Below are 14,998 nucleotides of genomic sequence, written 5' to 3' on the forward strand. Positions count from 1 at the left end.
TAAATATGATATATGAAAATGAGGTTAATTACAGAAAAGAATTATATAAAAGTTTAAAGATTGACTGTGAGAAATGTTTTGGATTTTGCTGTGTTGCATTATATTTTTCTAAGACAGAAGGGTTCCCAAATGATAAGGATGCTGGTAAGCCATGTATAAATTTAAAATCTGATTTTAAGTGTTCTGTCCATAAAAATCTTAGAGAGAAAGGGCTTAAGGGGTGTACTGCTTATGATTGCTTTGGAGCAGGACAAAAAGTTGCTCAAGTTACATATGGAGGCAAGGATTGGAGAGAAAATCCACAAAGAGCAAATCAAATGTTTGATACTTTTTTAATCATGAGACAACTTCATGAAATGTTATGGTACCTAACAAATGCACTTAATGCTCAAGACAATAGCATTATTAAAGAAGAAATTAGTCATATGATAGAGGAAACAATTAAACTTACCAACTTAGAAGATATTAATATTATGAAGCTAGATTTAGTATCACATAGAAATAAGGTTAATGCTATTCTTTCTAAAACTAGTGAAGTTGTACGATATAATACTAATATGGGAAGAAAGAGTACTTTAAAGTGGAAGAAAACAATTGCTGGAAGACCAAATTTTATTGGAGCAGACCTTAAAAAAACGAATCTCAGAGGAGCAGACCTTAGGGGAGCATTACTTATTGCAGCAGATCTAAGAGGTGTTGACCTAAGTGGAGCAGATCTTATTGGAGCAGACCTTAGAGATGCTGATATAAGGGGTGCTAATCTCACAAATAGTATATTTATTACTCAAGGCCAGATTAATGGTGCTAAAGGAGACTCTAATACCAAGCTGCCAGTAGCATTAACACGCCCTACATATTGGTAGAGATAAAGTTCATTATTTGAATGAAATGCAAAAATGTAAATTGTTGGTTGGGAAATTCTGTGATATACTATGAATATAAATAGTGTTTTTATATGTTTTAAACCTTATTAAAGAGGTAAAAACATAAGAAATACTATACATTTTCAATGGGAATATATTTAAAAAATACAATAAAATAGAATGTGATTACATAGTGGGAGATTTTCTATGAAAAAGCAAAGTAAGAAGAAATTATTAATAATATTAATATTGTTTTTTGTGATTTTCATAATTAAACTGTCAAATGCAGAGGCAAATTCAATAGCATCAGATGGGGTAATGAGTATAAGCAAGATATTTTCTAGAGGATCAAAAGTAATGGTATCAAGTGAAATAATGGATAGAAATAATAATGAAATAGTATTTAGTTCTGGTCCATCAGATAGATATGTGAATATTATGTTAGAGAGTACCGGCAGTAAAAATGTAAGTGAGGGATTAGAATTCCATATTATAAATCCTAAGGGGGAGAGAGTCAAGACAGGGATATTATATGATAATGAAACATTTAGAGAAGCCTATGAAGGCATGGAAGGTCAATGGAAGGTAATAATATATTTTGAAAATAATAATTCAAGTTCAATGATGAAATTTGGATATAATATAGGGCCTAAAAAGGAAAATACTATGAGAATTGAATAAATAAATTATATTAATTATAACGAAATAAAAAGGAGGAATGTACAATGACACCTGCTAACAATGCATAGCAAGGCTATTGCATTAATATATAATTAAATTAAATAGCCTTTGCTTAAACCTAAATTAAATTACAATATTTAGGAGGGCATTATGAGCTATATTGCAGCTAAAGAAGTATTACCTACAGAGATAATCGAATTAATTCAAAAATATATTGAGGGTGAATACATTTATATTCCTAAAAAGGAGTCTAATAGACAAGCTTGGGGAACAAAAACAAGCGCTAGAAAAGAAATTACTTTAAGGAATTCTTATATTTATAATGAATATTTAAATGGAACCAGTAGAGGTGAATTGGCGGAAAAGTACTTTCTATCTAAAAAGAGTATAGATAGAATAATATTAAAAGAAAAATCTAAGTAAAAACTGTGAGTCAAAACTAATTTTATAGTTATGGCTCATTTTTATTTAAGAAAAGTTTTTTAGGTTGAGACTCCCAATTAGTAAGTGATAATATAAAAATACATAATAGGTTTATAATTGAATTTATTACAATATAATTATAAAAATTTAATGTAATAGATTTTTAGTAAAGAAGGAGATATAAATAATTTAATTATAATAAAGCATTAATTTTAGTATTTAGTTTTTTATTTAAAAGTTGGAGAAAAAGTGAAACAAGGACAAGTTATTGGATTAGTAGGGAATACAGGACTATCAGGGTGTCCGCATCTTCACTTTGAGTTAGTAACTGGTATTTATGAAGAAGAAAGAAGCTTACCCTGTCATTTTACTAATATCTATAACGTAGTTGGAGATCCTATAGAATTTATTACTGAAGAATATACTATGGTTCATGCTAAATAAGAAATATCATAGAATAAAAAATTTATTATTAAAAAATTGTGTTAGTAATTTTGATATATTTATAAGACTAATGTTTTAAGATAGGTGTAGATATTAGATATTTTTAAATATTTTAATATATATACCTATTTTATAACCAATGTATTATTCAAGAGTTGTAGTTAAATATAGGTTTAACTACAACTTTTAGTTTTTATAAAACAAAATATTTCCGCTAGTACCCTTAATAATTTGTTTAAATTGTTGACAAAGAAACAAAAAGGGTATAATATTGTTTCTGAGGAAACAATATGGAGGTGGTTAAGACTGGATAAGATTAATATTATAATGAATAGTTTTAAAGAGATATATGAAAAAGAAGAAACCTTAGGAAAATTAGCATTTAAGGGAGAATATGAGGAGTTTGGAGTTTCAGAAATACATTGCGTAGATTTAATAGGAAAGATAAAAGATCCTAATGTTACTAAAATATCGCAAGGTATGAATATGACTAGAGGTGCTGTAAGTAAAATATGTAAAAAACTTATAAATAATAATCTTATTTATAAGTATAAAAATCCTGATAACAATAAGGAAATATATTTTAAGTTAACGGAACTAGGTGATAAGTTATATAAGTATCATGAGATAAAACATAAACAATGGGAAGAAAGAAATGATAAATTTTTTAAAGATATAGATAAAAAAAATCGAGAAGTTATAGTTAGTTTTCTAAAAAGGTTTAGTAACTATTTAGATGAAATAATAGAAGAAGAGGAGAGAAAAAATATGAACTTACATTTAAAGGAATTTAGTATTCCTCAGGAAATATTAAAGTGGGGAGACTCACAGCCAGCACATCAGAGACAACATATAGGAACTCACATAGATTGTTATAATCTATCAAATATAGAGTTACCATCAGAGATAGATGTTAAGGTAATAGATGTGAGAGGTTTAGATATTATAGATACAAATATCTTGGAAAATGTTAAAGTAGAGAAAAATTCATTTGTAATATTTAGAACAGGATATTTAGAGAAATACGGATATGGAAGTGAGGAGTATTTTAATTCTGAATCAAAGCCCTATTTAACTAGAGATCTTGTAGATAAGTTATTAGAATTTAATGTTAAGCTAATAGGAATAGATTTAGGTGGAATACAACATGGTAAAGATCATGTTGAAATAGATAAGTATGTTGAAAGTAAGGGTTCATATGTTGTAGAGAATATATGTAACTTAGATAAAGTTTCTTTTGATTTTAAGGCAAGCCTAAAATGGTTACAATTAGAGGGAGCAACAGCAATAAAAGTTGAAATTGAAACTATATAAATACATGGTTTATTTAAGATAAAAGGATTTAATATTAAGAGATTCAATCTATTCATTAAATCTATATTATTAATTAGTACAAAAATACTTTTTGCAGCATATTGGATATTATTTGGTATTTTGGGGACCATTAATATATATTACAGTAATAGATTAAGTTTATCATGGGTAATTCTATTTTTTATTTTTAATGTAGTGGCATATGTACTTTTTAAATTAGATAAAATAAAGAGTTTAAAATTAAGGACGGAATAAAAGAATTAAATACACAGTTTTATATTCATAGGATAGAGAGATATTAAAAATTTAGTTTAAAGATAAAAGTATAAGTAAGAAGAGGTTTCATATAGTATGATTTTCTCTTCTTTTTATTTTTACTAAGATAAATATGAGTAATAAATTGTATAGTTAAAATATATGAATTTAACTACTATTTACGTATATAAATAATGCAGAAATATTTATGTACTAACTGTGTTTTTAATGGGAATGATATATTTAAGATAAATAAGATTTTACTAGGAGAAGGAATATGAATAGAATAGAATTATTAAAATTAGACTTTAATTTCAATGGAAAAGTTGATGCTATTTATCCAGTTATATTAGAAGATGAAAATAATATGGTTTTAGTTGATTGTGGATACCCTAATTTTATAGGATTAATTGAAGAATGTGCTATAAAAAATGATATTAATATAAAAAAGTTATCCCAAATAATTATAACTCATCATGATTTTGATCATATGGGATCATTGGCAGAGTTTAAGAAGGAATATCCTAATATACAGGTTCTAGCATCTAAAGAGGATGAGCCTTATGTAAGTGGAAAGAAAAAATCATTAAGATTAAGACAGGCAGAAAAAATATATGGGTTGCTTCCAGAATCAGAAAAAGAAAAAGCTAACGAATTTCATAATATGCTTAAGTCAATAGAAAATTGTAATGTAGATATATGTTTAAAGGACAAGGAATATTTAAATTTTTGTGGAGGCATAGAAATAATATCTACACCAGGGCACATGCCAGGACATATATCTATTTATCATAAAGAAAGTAAATCATTGATATCTGGAGATGCATTAGTTATAGATGATGGAGAATTAGTTATTGCATTGCCACAGTATACCTTAGATATGAAGGAAGCTAAAAACTCTATAAAAAAGCTTTTAAATTATGATATAGATAGGGTTATATGTTATCATGGAGGCGTTTATGCAAAAGATATAACAGAAGCACTTAGAAAAATATGATATAGTTAAAAATTATATAAGCCTTTAATACTTTGTAATAAAAAAGATTAGAACTTAAACAGTACTAATCTTTTTTACTATATTTATTTTGTACTAATTTACATATTTATTTCTTTAAATTTTATTTTATTGTTAGCTTCTAAGTATGCTTTTTTAATATAAGAGAAGGAAGCTGCAGCTGTGAATAGGTAGCCTATAAGTAAATTTTCAATAAATGATTTTCTAACTAAAGGTTCTCTTAGAAAATCTGGAACAGCTCTTAATGCATCAAAGAAATTTATATCATAATCTATTTTGTATTCTGAGTATATATCAATAGCAAGGGAAATGTGATTAGCTAAATAAACCATTATAATAGTAATAATAGAAGTAATTACAATACCTGATAAATTAAGTTTTCCACCAAACATTTGATATCCTTTAATACAACAAATGGATATAGCAAGACCAGCAATTGCAGCTATGTAATTCATCTGGGCTATTCCTATCCAAACTACTGAACCAAGCAAAGCTCCTATAAATCCACCAACAATTCCTCCAATTATATTATTACTTTTATGTTGAAAAGCATTTTGTTGCTCAGCAATTTTATTATTAATCTCTAGCTGACAGTTTGTACAACAAGGAAGTATAATATTATTAAATAAAAATGGTTTTAATTCTGTTTCTTCACCACAAGATGCACAACAAGTCACTAAATTATTTGTAATAGAAAAATCTATTAGTTTATTAATTATAGATAGTATTATTTCTGGCTTTCTATACTTTCTATATTTAGGCGTATAGTGAAGTTCAATGCTAGAAGCATTATAAGATGCGTAATTAAGTTTTTTAAATTCAGTTGTTAAACCATGAAGAAAAGCATTCATATTGTCCAGTCCTACCTCAGATGTAAGTTTTACTGGAAAGGTTATATAATATGTATAAGGGCTTGAATTTATTGTAATATTATATCCATTGTGCAATCCTACTAGAGCATTTTCATTATCAATAAAATTTAAATTTGTTGAGTTGGCAATATCTAAAAGTAATTTATCTTTCATTTAATATCTCCTCCATTAAAATTATCATATGTTAATATTAAGTCATTAGTTTTTTTATTTAAGTAAATATAGTAAGAGTGAATATTATTATATAAAAAAATAAGTTAAACACTAAGAAATTTTACATAAAGATTATATAAGTTATAAAATCCTGCATAATTATACCAAATTTAAGGACGTATATCAAGTAATGGAAGAATTAAGATACATATAGAACATTAAAAACATATTTTATGCTTATAGAAGCTACTATCTATAAGTATATATGGATTTAGTTAAAAGGAGATTTTAAATATTAAAAGGTATTTAAAATTAAAATTTCATAGAAGATTTATATGGTTAGATAATAGGAGACTGATCCCTTAACTAAGATACATGCTTTCATAGAATTATATTTTTAAAATTTACATTGTTAGCAGCAGGTTATTAAAAAATATAACTTAAAGATAAAAAACTTGTTATTAAAGATAAAAATTTTATTAGGATACTTAAAGGCATTTATATACTACTTAAAAGTTATGGGCAAAGTTAATACAGAATTATACTTAAAATTGAGAGAGACCTTTAGAGTAATATATAATAATAGTATGTTAAAAATTAGAATATTCAAAAGTAATATCTTCAATGTATATGTTGAAGATATTGATGGACTAAGGGGGATAGGATATGGGAATAAATGCAAGAAGTTTCTTAGAGCTAAAGGGAGATTTAGTTTATCTAAGAAAACTAGACAAGGAGTATCTTGAACAATACTGGGAAAACTTGAGTAACTCTAGTATAGAATCAACAATATTTACAGGAACTCAACAAGTATTTAGTAAATCAGATACTGAAGAATATTTAGAACATATATCTAAGGACAGAGGTAGAATTGACTTTTTAATATTCTCAAAAGAATCCAATAAATTAGTAGGGGAAGTTGTTATTAATGATATAGATAGAAATAATAGAGGTGCTAGTACAAGAGTTTCAATAAATAGAAAAGAAGATTTTAATAAAGGTTATGGCACTGAAGCTATGATTTTATCATTAAACTATGGTTTTGGTATGCTTAACCTACATAGGATTGAGTTAGAAGCATTTTCTTTTAATGAAAGGGCAATTCATGTTTATGAGAAGATAGGGTTTGTAAGAGAGGGAATTAGAAGAGATGGATGTTTTTTTAATAATAAATACTATAATATGATTACTATGAGTATTTTGGAAGAAGAATTTAGAGAAAAATATAATAATGAAGATTTATTAGAGAATTTTAATGATTAAAAATCTAATTAATGGAGTTCTACTATAAGAAAGAAATATCATAAGAAGTATAGTAAGATATATGTTTTTTCGGGATAGAATGGCTTATAAGTCCACTATGATGATCATTAGTCTCCTTTTCAAAAGATGGATATGGATGAGTGAAAGATAACTTTGTATCAGTTTCAGCTTCAAGTGTGGATAAATGAGAAAATTTAGAACTATTGTTGCTAGTCCATAGTGATTACTCTCCGTGTATATTTTTGTTTAGCGATTAAATCATAACATGGAATAATCCACTATGAAATTTTTTAAATTTTTTATTAGTACAATTTCATTTTATAATTAATCTAAATAAAAAAATTAATAATGGGGAGTCAAATAAAGAATAAAAACTATAATATATTGTATTAGATTTTTAAATTCTAAGACAACATATTATAGTTAGATTTCTTAATATGACAGTCCCATTATTAAAAGACCTAACTATCTAAATACTTTTCGGCATCTTCTATATTTTTAAAGGTATCATTTAACTTATTAAAAGAATTTGCTAAATTAGCATTAAAGATTTCGTTATTTAGAACAATAGCTACTTTATAAATCTTTTTTTCTCTACCGTAGTTTCTAACCACTTCAAAGCTTCCACTGTTATGTAAAACAGATATACCACAACTCTTAAGGTTTGCACAAACAGTAAAGTTAGGTCTAACATTGTTTAAGCAATGTATCATATCATCAATATATTTTTTTTCTTCTGCATCACATAAATCCTCAGAGATTTTAATATATATTCGATTCTTTTCCTTAGAATAAGATATTTCATACATACTTTTCACCTTCTAAAATCTATAATTTTATTATTGCAGCAATATGGTTTTCACCAGCGCCAGATGAAGCAAGTAGTAGGGTTTGACCTTTTTTTAGTAATCCTTTTTCCTTAGCCTCATAAAGGTTTACTGGTATTGACGATGAAGCTATATTTCCGTACTTATGGAAAGTCTCATAGGAACGTTCCTTAGATATATTAATAGAATCTCTCCAGGCACTATGAGTCCAGTCAGCAGGTTGATGGGAGAAGAACATGTCAATATCATCTGACTTCATATGAGCTTTCCTAAGGGTTTTTTCAAGAATATCTTGCATTATACTAAGAGAATTCTTTCCAATCATGTTTGTCTTAACAGGATTAGTTGTAAGGAATGGTCTTAGAGGAGATTTCTCAGAGTAGTTTCTTTTATTTTCACCTAATGGCATTCTTTCAGAAAGAGTGAATGCATCGTGATAGAAACCATCAGAATTACAGCAAGATGCTACATATCCGTGTCCCTCAGGAACTTCCCCCATAACTATGGCACCAGCACCGTCGCCTACATATAAACTTAAATAATCTGAAGTATCAATAATTCTTGAGTGGAATACAGAAGTCACAATTAGGATATTTTTAAATTCTCCCATTGCTATTAGATTAGATGCTGTAGTAACCATTGTAACAAAGCTTGAACAACAACTGTCCATATGCCAAGCACCAGCATTTTTTAATCCTAATTTATATTGAACTAAACTTGCATTACTAGGAATAATTTCATCTTGAATCATAGAATGTATCATAATAAGATCAATATCATCTTTTGAAATACCTGAATCTTTAATAGCTACTTCTGCTGCTTTAACTTCTGCATCAGAAGGAAGCATATCAGATGGAAATATTCTTCTTTCAGCTATCCTTTCAAAAGGGCTTTTTCTACCTTCAGGTAGGTTTACTATTTTAGTGTCTTTCCAAAAATCATTTTTTCTAACTTCCTCTGGAATATATGCACCTATTCCTAAGATTCCAGCAGGTACGATTTCTTTTAACATTAGATTACCTCCTTGATGTAAATAAAATTAAGTATAGTAATAAAATATAAAAAATACTAAATATTATATTTTATATAATTATTCTACAAAATGTCTTACAATCCTTTAAAAAATTTACTAAAATTAACTTATCACTGGGTTACTATCTTAGTAAACTCAAAAAAAGAGAGCAATAAGATTTTTAATATATTACTATAGAAGTAATAAACTATGAATATCATAGTAGAATTTTATTAAGTTAAATTTATATAAGGGGAGGAGATGGGAGTAAAATCCTATTTATATTATGAGAGCAGATAGATTATTAGCAATTATAATAATAATTTCTCAAAAAGGATTAGTGACAGGAAAGGAACTTGCCGAACACTTTGAGGTATCCTTAAGAACTATATATCGAGATATAGAAAAAATAAGTGAGGCAGGAGTTCCTATAGCAGCTACTGGTGGAAAAGGTGGAGGTTATTATATTATGGAAAAGTATAATTTAAATAACCTATTTTTAAACAAAAAAGAAATTGCTCCATTAGTTGCAGTAATGGATAATTTAAAAATTTTATTTGGTAATAATCCTAAATTTAATGATATAGTACTTAAGTTTGAAACTTTACGAAGTTCTGAAACACAAGAGGAGGAAAAGTTTAGTATAGATATGTCTCATTTTAGTATGGAGAAGGAACTGAGGGAATACCTATTCCTTATGAATAAAGCAATTGAAGACAGTAGAATACTAGAATTTGAATATATAAATAGAAAAATGGAGTATTCAAAAAGAATAGTAGAACCAATTCAGATAGAATTCACGGAAGGTCATTGGTATATTATTGCCTTTTGTAGAGTAAGGAAGGACTATAGAAGATTTAAGCTTGTTAGAATAAGGAATATGAAATTAGGAATTAATTTTATAAAAAATTCTCTTTCAAAAGAGGAGATAAAAAAGATATTTAGTAAAGGTTATGAAAAAAATAGTGTTTTAGTTAAGTTAAAATTCTGCAATAGTATAGGGGCACAATTAAGTGAGTATTTTTCAAAGGATAAAATTAATCTTTCAGAAGATGGATCATATATAGTAGAAGGATTATTCCCAAATGATGAGGGATTAAAAAAGTTTATTTTGAGTTTTGGAGATAAGGGGGAAGTATTAGCTCCAGAAAACTTAAGAAAAGAGATAAAAGAATATATAAAAAACATATATAGCAAATACAATGACTGACCCATAGGTGTCAGTCATTGTATTTTATAATATAAAAAAGAGCTTAGATAGTAAGGAGGAGGGTATGAAATTAGAAGAAAATATCTTAAAAGAAAGCTTAAGAAATATTAAAAATAATAATTATTTATTTCAAGATGATGATAATTATTTTATCCTTTCACTAGAGATGCTAGAAAATATAGGTTCACTAGATTCTGAACTTAGAGATGAACTAATATATGGAGTACTATACCATTGGATTTCAAGGGGAGTATTTAACTCTAATGAACTCAATGAATTACTAAATATAAGTCTAGGAAGTTCCAATATTATCCATAAACTTAGGGATAAAGATGAAGACGCTGTTTTTAAGAGAGCATTTTCAGTATTGATTGTTGCACTTATTTTAAATGAGCATAGAAAAGAGAATTTTTTATCAGATGAGGTGTTATTTGAAGTAAAGGATAGACTTATAGAATATATGATTAATGAAGAAGATGTTAGGGGATATGTTAAAGGAAAAGGATGGGCACATTCAGCAGCTCATACTGCAGATGCACTAAATGAATTAGCTCAGTGTGATTGTTTAAATAAGGAGGATTTACTAGATATATTAAACACCATAAAAGCTAAGGTATGCATAGGTTACTATGTATATGTAGATGAAGAGAGCGAAAGAATGGTTACAGTAGTAGAAAATATTATTGGTAGAAAAATTATTAGTAATATTGAGATGGTAAACTGGCTAAGAAGCTTTATATTTAAAAATAAAGATTTAGACTATATGGATAGATTTCATTTAAAGGTGAATGTAAAAGAATTTTTAAGAAGCCTATATTTTAGGTTATTAGAAAACAATGGTTCAAATTTTATTATTGAAGAAATAAGAAAAATACTTAATAAATTATAATGTGAGAAAGAAGGGTAAAAAGTGAATGTATGTGTTCTTTATTATGATGGTTTTTGTGAGTTTGAAGTTGTTCTAAACTTTGCAAAGTTTAAAGGTAATATATTTTCAGCTTCTTTAGAAGATCGTATTTATATAAGTGAAGAAAAACAAAAGTATTTGCCAGATAAAACAATAAAAGAATTAAATCCAGATAATATTGACCTTCTTATTATCCCAGGGGGAAATCCAACACATCTTTATAAAAATGAGGAACTAAAAGAGTTTATTACAGAATTAAATGAGAAAAATAAATTTATCGCAGGTATTTGTGGTGGTGTTGAACTTATGGCAAGCTATGGAGTCCTTGATAATAAAAGATGTACTGGTGATGGTGAGGGAATCAAAATAGATGAAGATAATAAAGAATTCTTTAAGAATTCTACTATAGTTAATGATGATGTTGTTAGGGATAAAAATTGTATAACATCAATAGGAAAAGCATTTATTGAATTCTCTATTGAACTAGGAAAATTAATGAATGTTTATAAAAATAATAAGGAAATTGAGGATGAGTATAACTGGTTTAAAAATATTAAGATTTATAAGGTAGTAAAAAATAAAGACCTAAATTAATTTATAAAAAAGGTAGCAATATTCTTGCTACCTTTTTTATAAGTCAAAGATGTTTTAATGAATAAGTTAAGGGAGTATATTAACTTATCCATGTATTGACCCATTGAAATTCTAGAATTTAGTAATGGCATAAAATAAGTTTTGAGTTAAAGAGTTATAACATTTAGTGGCTTAATTTAAGACGTAATATTATAAAATATTATATTAATAATAATTATGATATACTTAATATTAATTTTAGAAAAGAATTTTAATAGGAATTATAACAATAGTTTTAAAATACAAGAGATAAGAGGTCGCAGGATGATTAATAAAGAAAGGGTACTAATTAAGCTAGAAGAAGAGTCAAGAAATCTTAGTGGAGATGCTAATGTAGGGGTAACAGCAAAAGATATTTCTGATATTTTAGGAATAAAGAGAAATGTGGTGAGTCTTTACCTAAATGAACTTCATAGAGAAGGAAAAGTTATTAAGATAAATACTAGACCAGTATATTTTATACATAAGAGTATATATGAAGATAATAAGTCAAAGTTTAAGTTAGCAAATAACTTCATAAAGGATAATGATAGTTCTAATGAGGAAAAGAATACTAATGTTTTCAATAAACTTGTAGGACATAATGGTAGCTTAAGAAATGTTGTAGATCAATGTAAGTCTGCTACTAATTATCCTCCTAATGGGTTACCTATATTATTAATAGGAGATTCAGGGGTAGGTAAGAGTTATATAGCACAATTAATATTTGATTATGCTATGGAACAGAAGATAATAGAGGATAACTCTAAGTTTATAATTTTTAACTGTGCGGAGTATGCAAATAACCCTGAGCTTCTTTCGGCTGCCTTATTTGGGGCGTGTAAAGGAGCTTATACAGGAGCAGATAGTGACAAAAAAGGATTAATTGAGGAAGCGGATGGAGGATATTTATTTTTAGATGAAATTCATAGGCTTTCTTCTGAGGGACAGGAAAAACTTTTTATATTCCTTGATAAGGGAGTATTTAGGAGAGTTGGGGAATCAGGTAAATGGAGAAAGGCAAATGTAAGAGTAATATTTGCAACCACTGAGAATCCAGAGAAGTTCTTTTTAAAGACATTTTTAAGAAGAATTCCACTAATAACTAATATACCTAACTTTAATGCCAGACCTATAGTAGAGAAGTTTGAATTAATAAAAAACATATATAGAAAAGAAACTATATCTATAAATAAGGATATAGTATTAAAAGAAAATGTTGTTAAGATTATTCTAGGCAGCATATGGAGTGGAAATATAGGTAAGCTTATTAATACAATAAAGATTACCTGTGCTAATGCTTTTTCACAGAGTAAATACTCAAAGAATCCAAGACTTGAAATAAATATATCAGATATTCCAAAAGAGTTAATAGCTAATTCAAATGTAGAGCTAGGTGACAATGAGAATTTTATATTAATATCAATGGATGAAAAAGATGAAAATATAAATAATATACAATATGAAATGATCAGTAATATAAACAGAGAGTTTATAAATAGTATTAAGAACATAAGGGATAATAGAATAACTGAAAAAGTATTTTGGGAAGAGATAAAAGATGTTGGAAGTTTACTAATTAAAAATATTAATGAAAATAAAGTATACCAATTTGGGGAAGGAACAGTAGAGTTTATTAGAAAGATTGTAACTAACAACTTAAATATATTTAAGGACAAATATGGAATTAAGGCTTATAACAATAGTATAGAGATTATAACTAATTCTATTTGTTGTGTATCTTCATGTGATGAAAATGAAGAGTTAGAGATTGAAGAATCATTACAGTACCTACAGAATAAGTATAGAAAGCTATATAAGCTTTCAAAGAAAGTTGTGGAAGAGGTAGAGAAGACCTTATATATAAAAGTAAACAGAATAGTTTTAGCATATATTATAACAAATCTAAAGTTAGTAAATAAGGAATCAGAATACAACCTAATTAATGCAGTAATGATAGCCCACGGTAAATCTACAGCAAGTAGTATAGCTAGTGTTGCAAATAATATGCTGGGAATGTATATATATGATTCCTTCGATATGCCTATAGATGTTTCTACTGAATATATGGTAAAAGAGCTTAGAGAGTATATAAAAAATGTAGATTCAAAGAGAGGACTAATATTGCTAGTTGATATGGGTTCCTTGCAAGATATTTATCTAGGTATAAAGGAAGAATTTAATGGAGACATAGCAATTATAAATAATCTCTCAAGTCTACTAGCACTAGATGTTGGAAATAAGATCATGAATAAGAAGCCTATACAAGAGATTATTAAAGAGGCAGTAGATAAAAATGTTACAAAGTATAATTATATTCCATCAACAAATAAGAAAAAGGATGCTATAATAACCACTTGTGAAACAGGTATTGGTACTGCTGAAAGGATTAAGAGCTTATTAGAAAAGTGCTTAAAAGATAAGGACATATCAATACTAGCCTATGATTATAATAAGTTAAAAGCTGGTGGGGAAAATGAATATATTTTTAATGAGTATAGGGTGAAATTAATAATAGGATTAAGCAACCCTAAAATAGAGAATGTACCCTATGTATCCCTAGAAGATATGATTATGAAGAAGGATGAGACAAAAATTCTTAAAAATTTAAGTAGCATAATGGATAATGAAACAATAGAGGATATAAGTAATACTATATTAAAGGAATTTACCTTAACAAATGTTATTAACCATCTAATAATTTTGAACCCTGACAAAATATTAGGCCAGGTTCAAGATGCCATTAGTACGTTAGAATTTAATTTAAAGGTGAAATTACCTAATTCCTTAAAGGTAGGAATTTATATACATGTATCATGTATGGTAGAAAGGCTTGTTATAAGACAACCTATGTTAGAGTATAAAAATATTCAAGAATTTGAATACTGTAATAGACACTTTATTAAATGTGCTAAAAATGCCTTTAGTGTAATAGAGAACTTCTATAAAATAGAGATTCCAGTATCTGAAATTGCTTATATTTATGATAGTATTAGTAGAAAGATAAATATTTAGGATATAGGTTAGAAGTGCTTATATTTAAATTAACTATAGAGTTATTAAGAGTATAAATATAACAATAAGAACCGTGTCAAATAGGTATTACACTATTTTGGCACGGTTCTTGCTTTTAATATAGGCATAGAA

Annotated in this window: 12 protein-coding genes and 3 pseudogenes; 12 read left to right on the forward strand and 3 right to left on the reverse strand. The window is 27.1% G+C overall.

The window, feature by feature from the left end; translation table 11 throughout:
- Window positions 1–5: 5 nt before the first annotated feature.
- The 7 genes and pseudogenes from BR69_RS0108345 to BR69_RS0108375 all read left to right on the forward strand — a co-directional run bounded on the left by BR69_RS0108345 (window position 6) and on the right by BR69_RS0108375 (window position 4,977).
- Window positions 6–863, forward strand: coding sequence for a pentapeptide repeat-containing protein (locus BR69_RS0108345; RefSeq protein WP_027632778.1), 858 nt, complete (start codon window positions 6–8; stop codon window positions 861–863).
- A 207-nt stretch (window positions 864–1,070) separates the two neighbouring features.
- Window positions 1,071–1,544 carry a hypothetical protein gene (locus BR69_RS0108350; RefSeq protein WP_027632779.1) on the forward strand — a complete coding sequence of 158 codons (474 nt, stop codon included), beginning with the start codon at window positions 1,071–1,073 and terminating at the stop codon, window positions 1,542–1,544.
- A 150-nt stretch (window positions 1,545–1,694) separates the two neighbouring features.
- Window positions 1,695–1,967 carry a CD3324 family protein gene (locus BR69_RS0108355; protein ID WP_027632780.1) on the forward strand — a complete coding sequence of 91 codons (273 nt, stop codon included), beginning with the start codon at window positions 1,695–1,697 and terminating at the stop codon, window positions 1,965–1,967.
- Between the two features lie 243 nt (window positions 1,968–2,210).
- Window positions 2,211–2,411, forward strand: a pseudogene (locus BR69_RS22460) (M23 family metallopeptidase); the annotation flags it as partial.
- Between the two features lie 327 nt (window positions 2,412–2,738).
- Window positions 2,739–3,167, forward strand: a pseudogene (locus BR69_RS22385) (MarR family transcriptional regulator); the annotation flags it as partial.
- Window positions 3,168–3,257: 90 nt separating this feature from the next.
- Window positions 3,258–3,725: pseudogene (locus BR69_RS22390) on the forward strand (cyclase family protein); the annotation flags it as partial.
- A 532-nt stretch (window positions 3,726–4,257) separates the two neighbouring features.
- A complete protein-coding gene (locus tag BR69_RS0108375; protein ID WP_027632782.1) occupies window positions 4,258–4,977 on the forward strand; it encodes an MBL fold metallo-hydrolase in 720 nt (239 codons plus the stop codon).
- A gap of 98 nt (window positions 4,978–5,075) precedes the next feature.
- On the opposite strand, the gene BR69_RS21145 is transcribed toward BR69_RS0108375, so the two are convergent.
- Window positions 5,076–6,020, reverse strand: coding sequence for a hypothetical protein (locus tag BR69_RS21145; protein ID WP_027632783.1), 945 nt, complete (start codon window positions 6,018–6,020; stop codon window positions 5,076–5,078).
- Between the two features lie 666 nt (window positions 6,021–6,686).
- Here BR69_RS21145 and BR69_RS0108385 point away from each other — a divergent pair.
- Entirely contained in the window at window positions 6,687–7,283 is a 597-nt protein-coding gene (locus tag BR69_RS0108385) for a GNAT family N-acetyltransferase (RefSeq protein ID WP_027632784.1), read from the forward strand.
- A 461-nt stretch (window positions 7,284–7,744) separates the two neighbouring features.
- Here the strand turns inward: BR69_RS0108385 and BR69_RS0108390 are convergent, their stop codons facing one another.
- A complete protein-coding gene (locus BR69_RS0108390) occupies window positions 7,745–8,092 on the reverse strand; it encodes a hypothetical protein (RefSeq protein WP_027632785.1) in 348 nt (115 codons plus the stop codon).
- Between the two features lie 19 nt (window positions 8,093–8,111).
- Entirely contained in the window at window positions 8,112–9,122 is a 1,011-nt protein-coding gene (locus BR69_RS0108395) for a 3-oxoacyl-ACP synthase III family protein (RefSeq protein ID WP_027632786.1), read from the reverse strand.
- A 286-nt stretch (window positions 9,123–9,408) separates the two neighbouring features.
- On the opposite strand from BR69_RS0108395, the gene BR69_RS0108400 reads away from it, so the two are divergent.
- The 4 genes from BR69_RS0108400 to BR69_RS0108415 all read left to right on the forward strand — a co-directional run bounded on the left by BR69_RS0108400 (window position 9,409) and on the right by BR69_RS0108415 (window position 14,866).
- The gene (locus BR69_RS0108400; RefSeq protein ID WP_027632787.1) at window positions 9,409–10,332 is read left to right on the forward strand and encodes a helix-turn-helix transcriptional regulator; all 924 of its coding nucleotides are present in this window, start codon (window positions 9,409–9,411) and stop codon (window positions 10,330–10,332) included.
- Window positions 10,333–10,396: 64 nt separating this feature from the next.
- Window positions 10,397–11,221, forward strand: coding sequence for a DUF2785 domain-containing protein (locus tag BR69_RS0108405; RefSeq protein WP_027632788.1), 825 nt, complete (start codon window positions 10,397–10,399; stop codon window positions 11,219–11,221).
- 21 nt (window positions 11,222–11,242) lie between these two features.
- Window positions 11,243–11,833: a DJ-1/PfpI family protein gene (locus tag BR69_RS20230; RefSeq protein ID WP_051623546.1), complete on the forward strand. Its 591-nt coding sequence runs from the start codon at window positions 11,243–11,245 to the stop codon at window positions 11,831–11,833.
- Between the two features lie 303 nt (window positions 11,834–12,136).
- The gene (locus tag BR69_RS0108415; protein ID WP_027632789.1) at window positions 12,137–14,866 is read left to right on the forward strand and encodes a sigma 54-interacting transcriptional regulator; all 2,730 of its coding nucleotides are present in this window, start codon (window positions 12,137–12,139) and stop codon (window positions 14,864–14,866) included.
- The last annotated feature ends 132 nt before the right edge of the window (window positions 14,867–14,998 follow it).

Origin of the sequence: Clostridium hydrogeniformans DSM 21757 (assembly GCF_000686705.1) — a bacterium.
Taxonomy (GTDB): Bacteria; Bacillota; Clostridia; order Clostridiales; family Clostridiaceae; genus Clostridium_Z; species Clostridium_Z hydrogeniformans.